This window comes from Pseudomonas citronellolis, from assembly GCF_001586155.1.
GTDB classification, from domain to species: domain Bacteria; phylum Pseudomonadota; class Gammaproteobacteria; order Pseudomonadales; family Pseudomonadaceae; genus Pseudomonas; species Pseudomonas citronellolis.
In genome coordinates, this window is the sequence record NZ_CP014158.1 from 3,451,358 (window position 1) to 3,472,191 (window position 20,834).

General features: G+C 71.4%; 2 protein-coding genes (1 of these 2 cut by a window edge). Both read left to right on the forward strand.

Annotated features, from left to right (window positions below; genetic code table 11):
• Entirely contained in the window at nt 1-18,612 is an 18,612-nt protein-coding gene (locus tag PcP3B5_RS15185) for a non-ribosomal peptide synthetase (protein WP_061561750.1), read from the forward strand.
• On the forward strand, nt 18,612-20,834 hold the 5' portion of the coding sequence (locus tag PcP3B5_RS15190; protein WP_061561751.1) for a non-ribosomal peptide synthetase. 6,384 nt of this gene lie beyond the right edge of the window; the window shows 2,223 of its 8,607 coding nt (coding positions 1-2,223); the start codon lies at nt 18,612-18,614; its stop codon lies off the right edge, out of view. The genes PcP3B5_RS15185 and PcP3B5_RS15190 overlap by 1 nt, the downstream gene beginning before the upstream one ends.

Consider the following 20,834-nt stretch of genomic DNA (forward strand, 5'->3'; position numbering starts at 1 on the left):
ATGAACGCAGAACAGTCCCTGAAACTCGCCCGCCGCTTCATAGAGCTGCCCCTGGAAAAACGCCGGATGTTCCTCGAGAGCCTGGCCGCGGAAGGCGTCGACTTCTCGCTGTTCCCGATTCCGGCCGGGGTGGAGAGCGTCGAGCGCAAGCGGCCTTCCTACGCCCAGCAGCGCATGTGGCTGCTCTGGCAGCTGGACCCGCACAGCGGCGCCTACAACCTGCCCGGCGCCGTGCGCCTGCAGGGGGCGCTGGACCGCCAGGCCCTGGAGCGCGCCTTCGCCAGCCTGGTGGAGCGCCACGAAACCCTGCGCAGCGTCTTCGTCGCGGATGCGGACGGCACCCCGTTGCTGGCGCCCATGCCTGGCGAACTGCGCGTGGCCTACGAGGACTTCAGCGCCCTGGCCGCGGACGAGCGGGAAGCGCGCGTGCGCGAGGAAGCCCAGCGCGAGTCGCTGCAGAGCTTCGACCTGGGCCGCGGCCCGCTGCTGCGGGTGCGCCTGATCCGCCTGGGCGAGCAGGAACACGTGCTGCTGCTGACGCTGCACCACATCGTCTCCGACGGCTGGTCGATGAACCTGCTGATCGAGGAGTTCGGCCGCTTCTACAGCGCCTATGCCGAGGGCCGCGAGGCCCAGCTGTCGGCGCTGCCGGTGCAGTACGCCGACTACGCCCTGTGGCAGCGCAGCTGGTTGGAGGCCGGCGAGCAGGAGCGCCAGTTGGACTACTGGCGCAAACAGCTCGGCGAGCATCACCCGGTGCTGGAACTGCCGACCGACCACCCGCGCCCGGCCCAGGCCAGCTACCGCGGCGCCCGCTATGAATTCGCCGTGGAACCGGCACTGGCCGAAGCCCTGCGCGCCGCCGCGCGGCAGCAGGGGCTGACCCTGTTCATGCTGCTGCTGGGCGGCTTCGACGTGCTGCTGCAACGCTACAGCGGCGAGGGCGACCTGCGCGTCGGCGTGCCCATCGCCAACCGCAACCGCGCCGAGGCGGAAGGGCTGATCGGCCTGTTCGTCAACACCCAGGTGCTGCGCGCGGTATTCGACGCGCAGACGCCGGTGCAGGGCCTGCTGGCCCAGGTGCGCGATAGCGTGCTGGGCGCCCAGGCCCACCAGGACCTGCCGTTCGAACGCCTGCTGGACGCCTTCCAGGTGGAACGCAGCCTGAGCCACAGCCCGCTGTTCCAGGTGATGTACAACCACCAGCCGCAGGTGGCCGACATCGAGGCCCTGGACGACGTGGCCGGCCTGCGCCTGAGCCGCCTGGACTGGCAGAGCCGCACCACCCAGTTCGACCTTTCCCTGGACACCTACGAAAAGGGCGGCCGCCTGTACGCCGCGCTGACCTACGCCACCGACCTGTTCGAGGCGGCGACCATCGAACGCATGGCGCGGCACTGGCAGAACCTGCTGCGGGCGATGATCGACACCCCGCAGAGCGCGGTCGGCGAGCTGCCGATGCTGGATGCCGGCGAGCGCGAACTGATCCTGCAGCAGTGGAACGCCACGGCCGTCGAATACCCGCTGCAACGCGGCGTGCACCAGCTGTTCGAAGAACAGGCCGAGCGCCACCCGGATGCGCCGGCGCTGGCCTTCGGCGAGCAACGCCTGAGCTATGCCGAGCTGAATGCCCGCGCCAACCGCCTGGCCCATGCGCTGATCGAACGCGGCGTCGGCCCGGACAGCCTGGTGGGCATCGCGGTGGAGCGCTCCATCGAGATGGTCGTCGGGCTGATGGCGGTCCTCAAGGCCGGCGGCGCCTACGTGCCGCTGGACCCGGAATACCCCGCCGAGCGCCTGGCCTACATGCTGGAAGACAGCGGCGTGAAGCTGCTGCTGAGCCAGTCGCACCTCGACCTGCCATTGGCTAAGGGCGTGCAGCGTATCGATCTGGATCAGGACGGCGACTGGCTGGAAGGCTACAGCGACACCAACCCCGATGTGGTTCTGGACGGCGAGAACCTCGCCTACGTGATCTACACCTCCGGGTCTACCGGCAAGCCCAAGGGCGCGGGCAACCGCCATCGCGCACTGACCAACCGCCTGTGCTGGATGCAGGAAGCCTACGGCCTGGATGCCGGCGATACCGTGCTGCAGAAGACGCCGTTCAGCTTCGACGTGTCGGTCTGGGAATTCTTCTGGCCGCTGATGACCGGCGCTCGCCTGGTCGTAGCGGCGCCGGGCGATCACCGCGACCCGGCGAAGCTGGTGGAGCTGATCAACCGCGAAGGCGTCACCACGCTGCACTTCGTGCCCTCGATGCTGCAGGCCTTCCTGCAGGACGCCGCAGTCACCAGTTGCTCCAGCCTGAAACGCATCATCTGCAGCGGCGAAGCACTGCCGGTGGATGCCCAGCAGCAGGTCTTCGCCAAGCTGCCGCAGGCCGGCCTGTACAACCTCTACGGCCCCACCGAGGCCGCCATCGACGTCAGCCACTGGACCTGCGTGGAGGAGGGCAAGGACGCCGTCCCGATCGGCCAGCCCATCGCCAACCTCGGCTGCCATATCCTCGACGGCAATCTGGAACCAGTCCCGGCAGGTGTACTGGGCGAGCTGTACCTGGCCGGCGAAGGCCTGGCCCGCGGCTACCACCAGCGCCCGGCGCTGACCGCCGAACGCTTCGTCGCCAGCCCCTTCGTGGCCGGCGAGCGCATGTACCGCACCGGCGACCTGGCGCGCTACCGCGCCGACGGTGTGATCGAATATGCCGGCCGTATCGACCACCAGGTGAAGCTGCGTGGCCTGCGCATCGAACTGGGCGAGATCGAGGCGCGGCTGCTGGAGCACGAATCGGTGCGCGAAGCGGCGGTGCTGGCCGTGGATGGCAAGCAACTGGTCGGCTACGTCGTGCTCGATGCCGAGCAGGACGACTGGCGCGAAATCCTGGCCGCGCATCTGGCCGCCAGCCTCCCGGAATACATGGTCCCGGCGCAGTGGCTGGCCCTGGAAGGCATGCCCTTGAGCCCCAACGGCAAACTGGACCGCAAAGCCCTGCCCAAGCCCGACGCGACCGTGACCCAGGCCGACTACATCGCGCCGCGCAACGAGGTGGAACAGCGTCTGGCGGCCATCTGGCAGGACCTGCTGGGCATTCCCCAGGTCGGCCTGGACGACAACTTCTTCGCCCTGGGCGGCGATTCCATCATCGCCATCCAGGTGGTCAGCCGGGCGCGCCAGGCCGGGCTGCAACTGAGCCCGCGCGACCTGTTCCAGCACCAGAGCGTGCGCGGCCTGGCCCAGGTCGCCCAGCCCCTGACGGCTACTCCGGTGGAACAGGCACCAGCCCATGGCGAGGCGGAATTGGCGCCGGTGCAGCATTGGTTCTTCGAGCAAGCCATCCCCGAGCGCCAGCACTGGAACCAGTCGCTGCTGCTGCAAGCCCGCCAGCCGCTGGATGGCGAACGCCTGGAGCGGGCGCTGCTGCGCCTGCTGGCACACCACGACGCCCTGCGCCTGCGCTTCCGCCAGGAAGACGGTGCCTGGCACCAGGCCTATGCCGAACAGGCCGAAAGCCCGCTGTGGCGCCGACGGGCCACATCGCCCGAGGCGCTTACCGCCCTCTGCGAAGAAGCCCAGCGCAGCCTGGACCTGGAACGCGGCCCGCTGTGGCGCGCACTGCTGGTGGACCTGGCCGACGGCAGTCAGCGCCTGCTGCTGGTGATCCACCACCTGGTGGTGGATGGCGTGTCCTGGCGCATCCTGCTGGAAGACCTGCAGCGCCTGTACGCACAGCCGGACGCCGAGCTGCCGCCGCGCAGCAGCGCCTACCAGGCCTGGACCCGCCAATTGCAGGAACAGGCCCGACAACGCCAAGGCGAGCTGGCCTACTGGCAGGCGCAACTGGCCGACGCCCCGCGCAGCCTGCCATGCGACAACCCGCAAGGCGCGCTGGAGAACCGTCACGAACGCAAACTCGCCCTGACCCTCGACGCCGAACGCACCCGCCAGCTGCTGCAAGAAGCTCCGGCGGCCTACCGCACCCAGGTCAACGACCTGCTGCTGACTGCCCTGGCCCGGGTGATCTGCCGCTGGAGCGGCGAGGCCAGCGTGCTGGTGCAGTTGGAAGGCCACGGCCGCGAGGACCTGGGCGACGGGCTGGACCTGAGCCGCAGCGTCGGCTGGTTCACCAGCCTGTTCCCGCTGCGCCTGGCCCCGGCCGCCGACCTCGGCGCCTCGATCAAGGCAATCAAGGAACAGCTGCGCGGCGTGCCGGACAAGGGCGTCGGCTACGGCCTGCTGCGCTACCTGGCCGGCGCCGAAAGCGCCCAGGCCCTGGCGGCGCTGCCGCAGCCGCGCATCACCTTCAACTACCTGGGCCAGTTCGACCGCCAGTTCGACGAAAACGCCCTGCTGGTACCGGCCACGGAAAGCGCCGGCCAGGCCCAGGACCCGCGCGCGCCCCTGGCCAACTGGCTGAGCATCGAAGGCCAGGTCTACGGCGGCGAGCTGAACCTGAGCTGGGCGTTCAGCCAGGAGATGTTCGCAGCGGCCAGCGTGAAGCGCCTGGTGGACGACTACGCGCGCGAGCTGCAAGCGCTCATCGACCACTGCCGCGACCCGCGCCACGCCGGGGCGACGCCCTCGGACTTCCCCCTGGCCGGCCTGGACCAGGCGCAACTGGACGCGCTGCCGCTGGACCTGGCCTCGGTGCAGGACCTCTACCCGTTGTCGCCGATGCAGCAGGGTATGCTGTTCCACAGCCTGCACGGCCAGGCCGGCGACTACGTGAACCAGCTGCGCATGGATATCGGCGGGCTGGACCTGGCGCGTTTCCGCGCCGCCTGGCAGGCCGCGCTGGATGCCCACGACAGCCTGCGCAGCGCCTTCCTCTGGGCCGACGGCTGGGCGCAGCCGCTGCAGGCCGTGCTCGGCCACCTGGAACTGGACCTGCGCCTGGCGCCGGCCGGCAGCGACCCGCAGGCCCTGGCCGAGGCCGAGCGCGCCGCCGGCTTCGACCTGGCCCGCGCGCCCCTGCAGCGCCTGCTGCTGGTGCCCCTGGCCGACGGCGGCCTGCACCTGGTCTACACCTACCACCACATCCTCATGGACGGCTGGAGCAACGCCCGGCTCCTCGCCGAAGTGCTGCAGCGCTATGCCGGCCAGGCGCCCGAGGTGGCGCCGGGGCGCTACCGCGACTACATCGCCTGGCTGCAGCAGCGCGACCTCGGCGCCGCCGAGGCCTTCTGGCGCGAACAGTTGGCCGCGCTGCCGGCGCCCACCCGCCTGGGCGGTCGGGAGCATGCCCAGGACTCTGGCCAGGGCGAGCACCTGCACGAACTGGATGCCGCCACGACACAGCGCCTGACGGCCTTCGCCCAGGCCCAGCGCGTCACCCTCAACACCCTGGTGCAGGCTGCCTGGTCGGTGCTGCTGCAACGCCACGCCGGCCAGTCGACGGTGGCCTTCGGCGCCACCGTCGCCGGCCGTCCCGCCGAGCTGCGGGGCGTCGAAGGGCAGGTCGGCCTGTTCATCAACACCCTGCCGGTGATCGCCACGCCGCAGCCACACCAGAGCGTGGCGGACTACCTGCAGGAGCTGCAGGCGGCGAACCTGGCCTTGCGCGAGTTCGAGCACACACCGCTGTACGACGTCCAGCGCTGGGCCGGGCAGGGCAGCGAGGCGCTGTTCGACAGCATCCTGGTGTTCGAGAACTTCCCGGTGGAGCAGGCCCTGGACCGCGCGCCCGCTGGCCTGAGCCTGCGCATGGCGGCCAACCACGAGCAGACCAACTACCCGCTGACCCTCGGCGTCACCCTGGGCGAGCGCCTGGCGCTGCAGTTCGTCTACGCCCGCAGCGCCTTCGACGCCGTTGCGATCGCCAGCCTGGAGCAACAGCTGCGCCGGGTGCTGCTGCAGATGGCCGAGGCGCCGCAGCAGCGCCTGGGCGAACTGGCCTTGCTGGACGCCGGCCAGCGTCGCGAGGCGCTGGCCGACTGGCAGCAGCCGCTGCAAGGGCTGTCGGGGGAGGGCGTGGCCGCGCTGTTCGACCGCCAGGCTGCCGCGACGCCCGATGCCGTGGCATTGGTCCAGGGCGATGCGCAACTGACCTACGCCGAGCTTGCGGCCCGCGCCGAGGCCATCGCCCGGGGCCTGCGCGCCCGCGGCGTGGGTGCCGAGAGCCTGGTGGCGATCGCTGCCGAGCGCTCCTTCGCGCTGGTGGCGGGCCTGCTGGGCATCCTCAAGGCTGGCGCCGGCTACCTGCCGCTGGACCCGGACTACCCGGCCGAACGCCTGGCCTACATGCTGCGCGACAGCCGCGCGGCCTGGCTGCTGCACGACGTCGCCGCGGCGGCCCGCCTGGCGCAGCTGGAAGGCGTCGAGCGCCTGGCCCTGGACGATGCCGGCTGGCAGGCCCAGGCCCCGGCCGGGGCGCTGCCGCCGGTGAACGGCGGGCAACTGGCCTATGTGATCTACACCTCCGGCTCCACCGGCCGGCCCAAGGGCGTGGCGGTGAGCCAGGCGGCGCTGGCCGGACACTGCCTGGCGGCGGCCCGGGCCTACAAGATGGAGCCGGCAGACTGCGTGCTGCAGTTCGCCTCCATCAGCTTCGATGCCGCCGCCGAGCAGCTCTTCATGCCGCTGCTGGCGGGCGCCAGGGTGCTACTCGGCGCCGCCGGGCAGTGGAGCGCCCAGCGCCTGGCCGACGAGGTGCAGCGCCACGGGGTGAGCGTGCTCGACCTGCCCCCTGCCTACCTGCAACAGCAGGCCCAGGAGCTGCTGCGCAGCGGTCGCGGCATCGCCGTGCGCGCCTGCATCCTCGGCGGCGAGGCCTGGGACGCGAGCCTGCCGGAGCAGGGCGCGCTGCGGGCGCGGCAGTGGTTCAATGCCTACGGCCCCACCGAGGCGGTGGTCACACCCCTGGCCTGGCGCTGCCAACTGCCGCTGGCGGCGAGCCCGGCCATCGGCCGGGCCCTGGGCGCGCGCCGCGTGTGCATCCTCGACGCCGCCCTGCAACCCTGCGCGGCAGGCATGGTCGGCGAGCTGTACATCGGCGGCGAGTGCCTGGCGCGCGGCTACCTCGGGCGGGCCGGGCAAACGGCCGAACGCTTCGTTGCCGACCCCTTCGCCGGCGACGGCGCGCGCCTGTACCGCACCGGCGACCTGGCGCGCTACCGCGCCGACGGGCAGATCGAATACCTCGGGCGCATCGACCAGCAGGTGAAGATCCGCGGCTTCCGCATCGAGGTCGGTGAAATCGAGAGCTGCCTGCTGGCCCACCCGCGGGTGGCCGAGGCGGCCGTGCTGGCGCTGGACGCCGCCAGCGGGCCGCAACTGGCGGCCTACCTGGTGGCCGCCGGCGAGGCGGGCGACGCCTGGCTGGCCGAGGTTCGCCAGTGGGCGGCGCAGCGCCTGCCGGCGCACATGCTGCCGACAGCCTGGCAGGTGCTCGCCGGCCTGCCGCTGAACGCCAACGGCAAGCTCGACCGCCAGGCCCTGCCCAGGCCGGACCTGGCGGCCGGCCGCACTGCCGGCGAAGCGCCGCAGGGCGCCCTGGAGCAGCGCGTGGCGGACATCTGGGCGGAACTGCTGGGCGTCGAGGGCATCACCCGCGACGAGCACTTCTTCGAGCTGGGCGGCCATTCCCTCAGCGCCACCCGGGTGATCTCGCGCCTGCGCCAGGAACTGGGGCGGGAGGTGCCGCTGCGCAACCTGTTCGAGCAGCCGACACTGGCCGCCTTCTGCGCCGCCCTGCAGCGCCTGGAGGCGCAGGCCGCGCCGAGCCTGCGGCCGCTGCCCAGGGACGGCGAGCTGCCGCTGTCCCACGCCCAGCAGCGCATGTGGTTCCTCTGGCAACTGGAGCCGGACAGTGCCGCCTACCACCTGCCCAGCGTGCTGCACATTCGCGGCGCGCTGGACCGGGAGGCGCTGCAAGGGGCCTTCGACTGGCTGGTGCAGCGCCACGAGAGCCTGCGCACCCGCTTCGAGGCCGTGGAAGGCCGCGCCGTGCAGCGGGTCTCGCCGGCACTGCCGCTGCCCATTGCGAGCCGCGACTGCGCCGGCCTGGACGACGACGCCCTGCGCCAGCGGGTGGCGGAAGCCATCCGCCAGCCCTTCGACCTGGCCAACGGCCCGCTGCTGCGGGTGTGCCTGCTGGATCGCGGCGGGGACGACGCCGTGCTGGTGGTCGTTCTGCACCATATCGTTTCCGATGGCTGGTCGATGCAGGTCATGGTCGACGAGCTGCTGCAGGCCTACGCCGCCCTGCGCCGCGGCGAGCAGCCGGGCCTGGCGCCGCTGGCGCTGCACTACGCCGACTACGCGGCCTGGCAGCGCGCCTGGCTGGACGGCGGCGAAGGCGAGCGGCAGCTGGCCTACTGGCGCCAGCGCCTGGGCGCCGAACAGCCGCTGCTGGAATTGCCGGCCGACCACCCGCGCCCGGCCCAGGCCAGCGGCCGCGGCCGGCGCCTGGAACTGGCGCTGCCCGGCGAATTGGGCAAGGCGCTGCAGGCTTGCGCGCGCCGCGAAGGCGTCACGCCGTTCATGCTGCTGTTGGCGTCCTTCCAGGTGCTGCTGCAGCGCTACAGCGGCCAGTCCGACATCCGCGTCGGGGTGCCCATCGCCAACCGCAACCATGCCGGGACCGAGCGGCTGATCGGCTTCTTCGTCAACACCCAGGTGCTGCGCAGCGAGATCGACGGCCGCCGGGACGTCCGTAGCCTGCTCGGCCAGGTGCGCGAGGCTGCCCTGGGCGCCCAGGCGCACCAGGACCTGCCGTTCGAGCAACTGGTGGACGCCCTGCAGCCCGAACGCAGCCTCAGCCACAGCCCGCTGTTCCAGGTGCTGTACAACCACCAGAGCGACGAGCGCCAGGGCACGGAAGTCGAAGGCCTGCGCATCGGCAGCTTCCCCTGGGAAGGCGCCACGGCGCAGTTCGACCTGGCCCTCGACACCTGGGAAAGCCCGGCCGGCCTCGGGGCGGCGCTGACCTACGCCACCGACCTGTTCGAGCCAGCCAGCATCGAGCGCATGGCGCGGCACTGGCAGAACCTGCTGCGGGCGATGATCGACGACCCGCAGCGCGCGGTCGGCGAACTGCCGATGCTGGATGCCGGCGAGCGCGAGCTGATCGTCGAGCGCTGGAATGCCACGGCTGCTGAATACCCGCTGCAGCGGGGCGTGCACCAGCTGTTCGAGGAGCAGGCCGAGCGTCATCCGGATGCACCGGCGTTGGCCTTCCGTGAGCAGCGCTTGAGCTATGCCGAGCTGAATGCGCGTGCTAACCGCCTGGCCCATGCGCTGATCGAGCGGGGTGTGGGGCCGGATAGCCTGGTCGGCATCGCGGTGGAGCGCTCCATCGAGATGGTCGTCGGGCTGATGGCGATTCTGAAAGCTGGCGGCGCCTATGTGCCGCTGGACCCGGAGTATCCCGCCGAGCGCTTGGCCTACATGCTGGAAGACAGCGGCGTGAAGCTGCTGCTGAGCCAGTCGCACCTCGACCTGCCGCTGGCCGAGGGCGTGCAGCGTATCGATCTGGATCAGGACGGCGACTGGCTGGAAGGCTACAGCGACATCAACCCCGCTGTGGTTCTGGACGGCGAGAACCTCGCCTACGTGATCTACACCTCCGGCTCCACCGGCAAGCCAAAAGGCGCGGGCAACCGCCATCGCGCGCTCACCAACCGGCTGTGCTGGATGCAGGAAGCCTACGGCCTCAACGCCGGCGACACGGTATTGCAGAAAACGCCGTTCAGCTTCGACGTCTCGGTCTGGGAGTTCTTCTGGCCGCTGATGACCGGAGCTCGCCTGGTCGTCGCTGCGTCGGGCGATCACCGCGATCCGGCGAAGCTGGTGGAAGTGATCAACCGCGAAGGCGTCACCACGCTGCACTTCGTGCCCTCGATGCTGCAGGCCTTCCTGCAGGACGCCGCAGTCACCAGTTGCTCCAGCCTGAAACGCATCATCTGCAGCGGTGAAGCACTGCCGGTGGATGCCCAGCAACAGGTCTTCGCCAAGCTGCCGCAAGCCAATCTCTACAACCTCTATGGCCCAACCGAAGCTGCCATCGACGTTACACACTGGACTTGCGTGGAGGAGGGCAAGGACGCCGTACCGATCGGCAAGCCCATCGCCAACCTGGGTTGCTACATCCTCGACGACAGCCTGGAACCTGTTCCGGTAGGCGTACTAGGCGAACTGTACCTGGCCGGGGAAGGCTTGGCTCGCGGCTACCACCAGCGCCCGTCCCTGACTGCCGAACGCTTCGTCGCCAGCCCCTTCGTAGCTGGTGCACGCATGTACCGCACCGGCGACCTGGCCCGCTACCGCGCCGACGGCGTGATCGAATACGCCGGGCGCATCGACCATCAGGTGAAGCTGCGTGGCCTGCGCATCGAACTCGGCGAAATCGAGGCGCGCCTGCTGGAGCACGAGCTGGTGCGCGAGTCAGCAGTGCTGGCCGTGGACGGCAAGCAACTGGTCGGCTACGTCGTGCTCGATGCCGAGCAGGATGACTGGCGTGAAATCCTGGCCGCGCATCTGGCCGCCAGCCTGCCGGACTACATGGTGCCGGCGCAGTGGCTGGCCCTGGAACAGATGCCCCTGAGCCCCAACGGCAAGCTCGACCGCAAGGCGCTACCCAAGCCGCAACAGGACCCGCAGCAGGAACGCGTCACGCCACAGAACGAGATGGAACGGCGCATCGCCGCCATCTGGGCCGAGCTGCTGAAGCTCGACGACGTGGGCGCCACCGACAACTTCTTCGCCCTGGGCGGCGATTCCATCGTCTCCATTCAGGTGGTCAGCCGCGCCCGCGCGGCGGGCATCCACTTCACCCCGAAGGAGCTGTTCCAGCACCAGACGGTGCAGGCCCTGGCCCGAATCGCCCGCAGTGGCGCCGCGGCCCAGGTGGACCAGGGGCCGGTGACCGGCGAGACGCCGCTGCTGCCGTTCCAGCGGCTGTTCTTCGAGCAGGCGATCCCCAACCGCCGGCACTGGAACCAGTCGCTGCTGCTGCAGCCGCGCCAGGCATTGGATGCCGAAGCGCTGGAGGCCGCCTTGCAGGCGCTGGTCGAGCACCACGACGCCCTGCGCCTGCGCTTCACCGAGGTCGATGGCCAGTGGCGTGCCGAACACGCCGGAGTTACTGGCGAACCTCTGCTGTGGCAAGCCGAGGCCGAGAACGGCGAGGTCGTAGAGGCCCTGTGCGACGAAGCCCAGCGCAGCCTGGACCTGGCTCGCGGGCCGCTGATCCGCGCGCTCTTGGTGAGACTGGCCGACGGCAGCCAGCGCCTGCTGCTGGCCATCCACCACCTGGTGGTGGACGGGGTGTCCTGGCGCATCCTGCTGGAGGACCTGCAGCGCGCCTACGAACAGCGCCTCGCCGGCCAGGCACCGCAACTGCCGGCCAAGACCAGCGCCTTCAAGGCCTGGGCCGGGCGCCTGGCGGAATACGCCCGCGGCCCGGCGCTGCAGGCCGAGCGGCAGTACTGGCAGGACAGCCTCGGCGGCGTCGAGGCCGACCTGCCTTGCGACAACCCCGCCGGCAGCCTCAGCCAGCGCCACGCCGCCCACGTGCAGAGCCGCCTGTCGCGGCCGCTGACCGAGGCGCTGCTGAAGCAGGCCCCGGCCACCTACCGCACCCAGGTCAACGACCTGCTGCTGACCGCCCTGGCGCGCGTGCTGTGGCGCTGGACCGGCCGGCGCGCCAGCCTGGTGCAGTTGGAAGGCCACGGCCGCGAGGCGTTGTTCGACGACCTCGACCTGAGCCGCAGCGTGGGCTGGTTCACCAGCCTGTTCCCGGTGCGCCTGGAACCCGCCGAGGACCTCGGCGAGTCGCTGAAGGCGATCAAGGAGCAACTGCGCGGCGTGCCGAACAAGGGGCTGGGCCATGGCCTGTTGCGCTACCTGGCCGACCCGCAGAGCGCCGCGGCCCTGGCCGCGCTGCCCCAGGCGCGGGTGACCTTCAACTACCTGGGCCAGTTCGACGCCCAGTTCGACGAGGCGGCGCTGCTGCGGCCCGCCGCCGAGCGCGCCGGCGCCGAGGTGGACGCCGACGCGCCGCTGGACAACTGGCTGAGCCTCAACGGCCGGGTCTACGACGGCGAGTTCAGCCTGGACTGGAGCTTCAGCCGTGAGCAGTTCGCGCAAGCGACCCTCCAGCGCCTGGCCGAGGACTACGAACGCGAACTGGCCGCGCTGGTGGAGCATTGCCTGCAACCCCGGCAACGCACCCTCACGCCCTCGGACGTCCCCCTGGCCGGGCTGGCCCAGGCGCAGCTGGATGCACTGCCGGCAGCGCTGGCGACAGTCGAAGACCTCTACCCGCTGTCGCCGATGCAGCAGGGCATGCTGTTCCACAGCCTGTACGAGACGGACCAGACGGCCTACGTAAACCAGCTGCGCATGGACCTGCACGGCGTCGACCCGCAACGCCTGGCAAGCGCCTGGCAGCGCGCGCTGGACCTGCACCCGAACCTGCGGGCGGCCTTCGTCTTCGTCGACGACCAGCCGCTGCAGGCTATACCCGCGGCCGCGGAACTGCCCTTGGAAATGCTCGACTGGCGCGAGCGCGCCGATGCCCCGGCGGCGCTGCAAGCCCTGGCGCAGGCGCAATTGCAACGCGGCTTCGCCCTAGACGAGGCACCGCTGCTGCGCCTGCACCTGGTGCGCCTGGGCGCGGAGCACTACCACTGCCTGTTCACCCATCACCACATCCTGCTCGACGGCTGGAGCACCGCGCGCCTGCTCGGCGAGGTGCTGCAGGCTTATGCCGGCGAGACGCCGCAGCCCGCCGCAGGCGCCTACCGCGACTACATCCGCTGGCTGGGCGAGCGCGACGCGGCGGCGGCCGAGGCCTTCTGGCGGCAGCGCCTGGCGCCGCTGCAGGTGCCCACGCGCCTGGCCAGCGTGCTGGGCGCCGAGGCGCCGGCAGCCGAGGAGGGGCACGGCGACCACGTGCTGCGCCTGCCCCAGGCGCTGGTCCAGGCCCTGGACGGCTTCGCCCGGCAGCAGCGGGTGACGCTCAACAGCGTGCTGCAGGCGGCCTGGCTGCTGTTGCTGCAACGCTACACCGGGCAGGACTGCCTGGCCTTCGGCGCCACCGTGTCCGGCCGGCCCGGCGAGCTTGCCGGCATCGAACAGCAACTGGGGCTGTTCATCAACACCGTGCCCCTGATCGCCAGCCCGGCGCCGCAGTGCAGCGTCGCCGACTGGGTGGCCCAGGTGCAGGACGCGGCCAGCGCCGCCCGCGAGTGGGAACACACCCCGCTGTACGACATCCAGCGCTGGAGCGGGCACGGCGGCGAGGCGCTGTTCGACACCCTGCTGGTGTTCGAGAACTACCCGGTGGCCGAGACCCTGCAGCGCGGCCTGCCCGGCGGCCTGCGGGCCGAGAACGTGCAGGCCTTCGACCAGACCCACTACCCGCTGAGCATCGCGGCCCTGCTCGAAGGCGAGCTGCGCCTGGAGTTCCGCTACCAGCGCCGGCTGTTCGGCGCGGCGCGGGTGGCGGCCATCGCCGGGCACCTGGCGCAACTGCTGGAAGCCTTCGTCGCGGCGCCCGAGGCCAGGCTGGCCAGCCTCGACATGCTCGGCGCCGACGAGCGCCGGCTGCTGCTGGATACCTGGAACCCCTGCCTGCCGGTGGCCGACAAGCGCTGCGTGCACCAACTGATCGAGGAACAGGCGCGCCTGCGCCCGCAGGCGACGGCGCTGATCTTTGGCGACCTGCAGCTCAGCTACGCGCAGCTCAACGCCCGCGCCAACCGCCTGGCGCACCACCTGCGCGGCCTTGGCGCCGGCCCCGAGACGCTGGTAGGCATCTCGCTGCAGCGTTCGGTGGAAATGGTCGTCGGCCTGCTGGCCACCCTCAAGGCGGGCGCCGCCTACGTGCCGCTGGACCCCGACTACCCGGCCGAACGCCTGGCCTTCATGGTCGAGGAAAGCCGCATCGCGCTGTTGCTGACGCAGTCGCACCTGCAGGGGCGCCTGGCGCTGCCCGCGGGCGTGCCGAGCCTGAGCCTGGACACCCTGGCGCTGGACGCCGAGCCGGACGGCGACCTGCCGAACCTCTGCCGGCCGCAGCACCTGGCCTACGTGATCTACACCTCCGGCTCCACCGGCCGGCCCAAGGGCGTGGCGGTGGAGCACGGTCCGCTGGCCATGCACTGCCTGGCCATAGGCGCGCTCTACGGCATGACCCCGCAGGACCGCGAGCTGCAGTTCGCCTCGATCAACTTCGACGGCGCCCACGAGCGCTGGCTGGTGCCGCTGATCCACGGTTCGGCGCTGATGCCCCGCGACAACGAGCCGTGGAGCGTGGAGCGCAGCGTCGAGGAAATCCGCCGGCACGGCATCACCATCGCCTGCTTCACGCCGAGCTACCTGCAGCAGATGGTCGACCACGTCGAGCAGGACGGCATAGGCCAACTGCCTATCCGCTCCTTCACCGTCGGCGGCGAAGGCACCTCGCGGCACACCTTCGAGCGTATCCAGCAGGTGCTGGCGCCCGAGCGCATCATCAACGGCTACGGGCCCACCGAAACCGTGGTCACCCCGCTGATCTGGCGCGCCTACCGCGGCGACGGCTTCAGCGCCCAGTACATGCCCATCGGCCAGCCGGTGGGCGAGCGCAGCGCATACATCCTCGACGAGCAGCTGCGGCCGCTGCCGCTGGGCCTGGTCGGCGAGCTGTACGTCGGCGGCAGCGGCCTGGCCCGCGGCTACCAGGGCCGCGCGGAACTGACCGCCGAACGCTTCGTGCCCGACCCGTTCGGCCAGCCGGGCGGCCGGCTGTACCGCACCGGCGACCTGGCGCGCTATCGCGAGGACGGGGTGGTGGAGTACCTCGGCCGGGTGGACCACCAGGTGAAGATCCGTGGCTTCCGCATCGAACTGGGCGAGATCGAGGCGCGCCTGCTCGAACGCGAAGAGGTCGGCGAAGCCCTGGTGATGGCCGTGGAAGGCCCCACCGGCGCGCAACTGGTCGGCTACCTGGTGGCCGCGCCGGGACGCTCGGAGGCCCTGGATGAAGAGGCGCTGAAGGCGGCGCTGCGCGAAACGCTGCCCGACTACATGGTGCCGGCCCACCTGATGCAACTGGTCGCCATGCCGCTGTCTCCCAATGGCAAGGTGGACCGCAAGGCCCTGCCGCGCCCGGCCCTGGAACGCGCCGGCGGCGCCGGCGCGCGCCCGGTGACGCCGCTGCAGCGGGCCCTGGCGGCGATCTGGGCGCAGCTGCTGCAACTGCCGGAGGTGGGCCTGGACGACCACTTCTTCGAACTCGGCGGGCATTCGCTGCTGGCGACCCAGGTGGTCTCGCGGGTACGCCGCGAACTGGGCCTGGAGCTGCCGCTGCGCAGCCTGTTCGAACAGCCGGTCCTGGCCGCCTTCGCCGCCCTGGCGGCCCGCGCCGGGGCCGACCAGGCACCGCCGCTGCAGGCCCTGCCGCGCAGCGGCGACCTGCCGCTGTCCTACGCGCAGCAGCGCCAGTGGTTCCTCTGGGAACTCGACCCGCAAGGCTGCGCCTACAACATGCCGCTGGCCCTGGAACTGCGCGGCGAGCTGGACGTGGCACGCCTGGGCCGGGCCTTTTCCGCCCTGGTGCAGCGCCATGAGAGCTTGCGCACGCGCTTCGTCCGGCAGGACGGCGAGGTGCGCCAGCGCATCCTCGACAGCCAGGCGCCGGAGCTGGCCTTCCACGACCTCGGCGAGCTGCCCGAGGGCGAGCGCGAGGGCCGTGCCATGGCCATCTTTGCGGCGGCCCGGGCACAGCCCTTCGACCTGGAGCAGGGCCCGCTGCTGCGCATCGACCTGGTGCGCCTGGGCACCCGCCGGCACCGCCTGGGGCTGGTGCTGCACCACATCGTCTCCGACGCCTGGTCGATGCGCGTCATGGTCGCCGAGCTGAGCGCTCTCTACGCCGCTGGCGGCGATGCGCGGGCGGCGGGGCTGCAGCCGTTGCCGCTGCAGTACGCCGACTACGCGCAGTGGCAGCGGCAGTGGATGGACAGCGGCGAGGGCGAGCGGCAACTGGCCTACTGGCGCGCCTGCCTGGGCAGCCAGCACCCGGTGCTGGAACTGCCCGCCGACCGTCCGCGGCCGGCCCAGCGCAGCCAGCGCGGGGCCAGCCTGGCGCTGCAGCTGCCGGCGGCGCTGGTCAGCCGCCTGCGGGCCCTGGCCAGCGCCCATGACAGCACGCTGTTCATGCTCCTGCTGGCGGCCTTCCAGGCCTTGTTGCATCGCCTCAGCGGCCAGGAGGAAATCCGCGTCGGGGTGCCGGTGGCCAACCGCACCCGCCAGGAAACCGAGGGCCTGCTGGGCTTCTTCATCAACACCCTGGTGCTGCGCGCCGACTTCGCCGACGACCAGGCCTTCCCGGCGCTGCTGGGCCAGGTCCGCCAGCGCATGCTGGAGGCACAGGCCCACCAGGAACTGCCCTTCGAGCAACTGGTGGAGGCGCTGCAGCCGGAGCGCAGCCTGAGCCACAGCCCGCTGTTCCAGGTGCTGTTCAACCACCAGGGCGAGGCGGGCCCGCAGGCCGGGGCGGCGCTGGACGGCCTGCAGCTGGAGATGCTCGAGGGCGGCGCGCCCGGCGCCCAGTTCGACCTGCTGCTCGACACCGCCGAGCACCAGGGCGCGATCGCCGCCACCCTGGTGTACTCCACCGACCTCTTCGATGCGTCGAGCATCGAGCGCCTGGCCCGCCAGTGGACCTGCCTGCTGCAGGCGCTGGCCGAGGACCCGCAGCGACGCGTCGCCGAACTGCCGCTGCTGGACGAGGCACAGCGCGCCGCGCGCGCGGCCGAGGGCCAGGGGCCACGGCGCGACTACCCGTTGCAGCTGTGCGTGCACCAGTTGATCGAGGAACAGGTGCGCCGCACGCCCGAGGCGGAAGCGCTGTACTTCGCCGGCGAACGCCTGAGCTATGCCCAGGCGAACCGCCGGGCCAACCAGCTGGCGCGCCTGTTGCGCCAGCGCGGGGTCGGGCCGGAAGTGCTGGTCGGCGTGTGCATGCAGCGCTCGCTGGAGATGCCCATCAGCCTGCTGGCGATTCTCAAGGCAGGCGGCGCCTACGTGCCGCTGGACCCCGACTACCCGGCAGAGCGCCTGGCCTACATGCTGGAGGACAGCGGCATCGGCCTGCTGCTGACCCAGGCCGGGCTGCTGCCGTCGCTGCCGCCGGTCGCCGGCGTCGAGGCCCTGGCGCTGGAGCACCTGGCGCACGAGCTGGCGGCGCAGGAGGATTCGGACCTGGAGAACCTCTGCCAGGGCGAGAACCTTGCCTACGTCATCTACACCTCCGGCTCCACCGGCCGGCCCAAGGGCGCCGGCAACCGCCACCTGGCCCTGCACAACCGCCTGGCCTGGATGCAGGAGGCCTACGGCCTGGGCGCGGGCGACAGCGTGCTGCAGAAGACGCCGTTCAGCTTCGACGTCTCGGTGTGGGAATTCTTCTGGCCGCTGATGACCGGCGCGCGCCTGGTGGTGGCGCGGCCCGGTGAGCATCGCGATGCGCAGCAGCTGATCGAGACCATCCGCGAGCAGGGCATCAGCACGCTGCATTTCGTGCCCTCCATGCTGCAGGCCTTCCTCCAGCATCCGCATGCCGGGCAGTGCGAGAGCCTGCGGCGCATTATCTGCAGCGGCGAGGCGCTGCCGCTGGAAGCCCAGCAGCAGGTGTTCGCCAGGCTGCCGGCGGCGGCCCTGTACAACCTCTACGGCCCCACCGAGGCGGCCATCGACGTCAGCCACTGGACCTGCCGTGAGCGCGCCGGCCACTCGGTGCCGATCGGCCAGCCCATCGCCAACCTCGGCTGCCACGTGCTCGACGCCGAACTGGAACTGGCGCCCGGCGGGGTGACCGGCGAGCTCTACCTGGGCGGCACCGGCCTGGCGCGCGGCTACCACCGCCGCCCGGCGCTGACCGCCGAGCGCTTCGTGCCTGACCCGCGCGGCAACGGTGAGCGCCTGTACCGCAGCGGCGACCTGGTGCGCTGCGGCGCCGACGGCGTGCTCGACTACCAGGGGCGCATCGACCACCAGGTGAAGATCCGCGGGCTGCGCATCGAACTGGGCGAGATCGAGGCGCGCCTGCAGCAACTGCCGGGCATCGCCGAGGCCGTGGTGCTGGCCCTGGACGGGCGCACCGGCAAGCAACTGGTGGCCTACCTGGTGCCGGACGAGCGGCGCTGGCTGGACGACCCGCAGCAGGCCGAGGCCGCGCGCCAGGCAGTGCGCCAGGCCCTGCGCGAGACGCTGCCGGAGTACATGGTGCCGGCGCACTTCTGCCTGCTGGAGCGCATGCCGCTGTCGCCCAACGGCAAGCTGGAGCGTAAATCGCTGCCGGCGCCGAACGTTCAACAGACACACCGGAACCACAGGGCGCCCGAGAGCGCGCTGGAGCAGGAACTGGCGGAGGTCTGGCGGGAAGTCCTGCAGGTCGATGAAGTGGGGCTGGACGACAACTTCTTCGACCTCGGCGGACACTCCCTGCTGGCCTCCCAGGTGATCGCCCGGCTGCAGCAGCAAGGCCGCAAGGTTCCCCTGAAATGGCTGTTCGAGGCCGCCGATCTCGACGCGTTCGCGCGCCAGGTGGCCACGTTGCAGTCCCCCGCGGCCGATGCCGACCTGGGGGAACTGGAAGCCTTCCTCGACGAGTTGGAGAACGTGTGATGGACAAGACCACCGCCTTGCGGATCGCCCAGCGCTTTGCCGGACTGGGCCCGCAGCAGCGCCGGCAGTTCCTGGACAAGATGCAGGCGCAGGGGGTGAGCTTCGAGCAACTGCCGATACCGCCGGGGGAGCCGGCGGCGGAGGGCGAGCCGCTGTCCTATGCGCAGCAGCGGCTGTGGTTCCTCTGGCAGCTGGAACCGCAGGGCAGCGCCTACAACATGCCCCTGGCGCTGCGCCTGCACGGGCCGCTGCAACTGCCCGCGCTGCGCTCGGCGTTCGCCGCGTTGCTGCAGCGCCACGCGGTGCTGCGCAGCGTGTTCCGCATGGGCGAGGCGGGGCCCCGGCAGGTGCTGCGCGAGGACGTCGCGGTGGACCTGGCCGTGCAGGCGGTGGCCGACGAGGCGCAGCTGCGCGCCGCCGTCGAACACGAGACCGCGCGGCCCTTCGACCTGCAGGAAGGGCCGCTGCTGCGCACCCGCCTGCTGCGCCTGGAAGAGCAGGAGCACGTCCTGGTCATCACCCAGCATCACATCGTCTCCGACGGCTGGTCGATGCGCCTGCTGGTGGACGAACTGCTGGAGAGCTACGCCGCCTTCGCCGCCGGCAGGCTGCCGGAGCTGGCCGAGCCGCCGATCCGCTACGCCGACTACGCGGCCTGGCAACGCCGCTGGATGGAGGCGGGGGAAGGGCAGCGGCAACTGGACTACTGGCGCGAACGCCTGGGCGAGGCCGGCCAGGCACTGGAGCTGCCGCTGGACCGCCCGCGGCCCCGCGAGTTGCAAGGCGAGGGGCGGCGCCTAGGCTTCCAACTGCCGCCGGAGCTGGTCCAGGCTCTGGAGCGCCTGGCGCGCGCCGAGGGCGCCACGCTGTTCGCCCTGTTGCTGGCCAGCTTCCAGGCGCTGCTCTACCGCTACAGCGGCCAGGAGGACATCCGCGTCGGCGTGCCGGTGGCCAACCGCAGCCGGGTGGAAGTCGAGGGCGTGCTCGGCTTCTTCGTCAACACCCTGGTGCTGCGCGCCCAGGTGCAGGGCTCGCTGGGCTTCCGCCAGTTGCTGGCCCAGGTGCGCGACAGCGTGGTGGGCGCCCAGGCCCACCAGGACCTGCCGTTCGAACAGGTGGTGGAGGCGCTGCAGGCCGAGCGCAGCCTGGAGCGCAACCCGCTGTTCCAGGTGATGTTCAACCACCAGCAGGCCGCGACCTCGCTCGCAGCGCCCGGCGCGGCTCCCGGCGGGCTGCGCCTGGAGATGCTCGAATGGGAGAACGTCAGCGCCCAGTTCGACCTCACCCTGAATACCGAGAGCACCGCCGACGGCGGCCTGGTGGCCTCGCTGATCTACCCCCGCGAGCTGTTCGACGAGGCGACCATCGAACGCCTGGCCGGCGACTGGCAGCGCCTGCTGGAAGCGGCCGCCGCGGACCCGCAGGTACGCATCGGCGAGCTGCCGCTGCTGGCCGCCGAGGAACGCCAGGCCACCTTGCAGCGCTGGAACGGCGGCCTTCGCGAATACCCGGTCGCCGATGGCCTGGCGACGATCGTCGCCGGCTGGGCGGCGCGCACCCCGGACGCGGTGGCGGCCAGCCTGGGCGATGCGCGGCTGACCTACGCCGAGCTGAACGCCCGCGCCAACCGGCTGGCGCGCCACCTGGCGACGCTGGGGGTGACCGCGGAAGTGCGGGTGGGCATCGCCCTGCCGCGCACCCTGGACATGCTGGTGGCGCTGCTGGCCACGCTCAAGGCCGGCGGCGCCTACGTGCCGCTGGACCCGGACTACCCGGCAGAGCGCCTGGCCTACCTCGCCCAGGACAGCGGCATCGGCCTGGTGCTCGGCGACGCGGCGGCCGCGGCGCTGCCCTGGCCGGCCGGCGTCCGCCTGCTGCGCCTGGACGAGCTGGAAGCGAACCTGGCGCAATACTCCACGGACAACCTGCCGCCACGTTCCACGCCCGACAACCTGGCCTACGTCATCTACACCTCCGGCTCCACCGGCAAGCCGAAGGGCGCGTTGCTCAGCCAGCGCAACGTATTGCGCCTGTTCAGCGCCACCCGGGACTGGTTCGGCTTCGACGCCGGCGACGTCTGGACGATGTTCCACTCCTACGCCTTCGACTTCTCCGTCTGGGAAATCTTCGGCGCGCTGCTGCACGGCGGGCGCCTGGTGCTGGTGCCCTTCGAAGTCAGCCGTTCGCCCGAGGAGTTCCTGGCCCTGCTGCGGCGCGAGCGC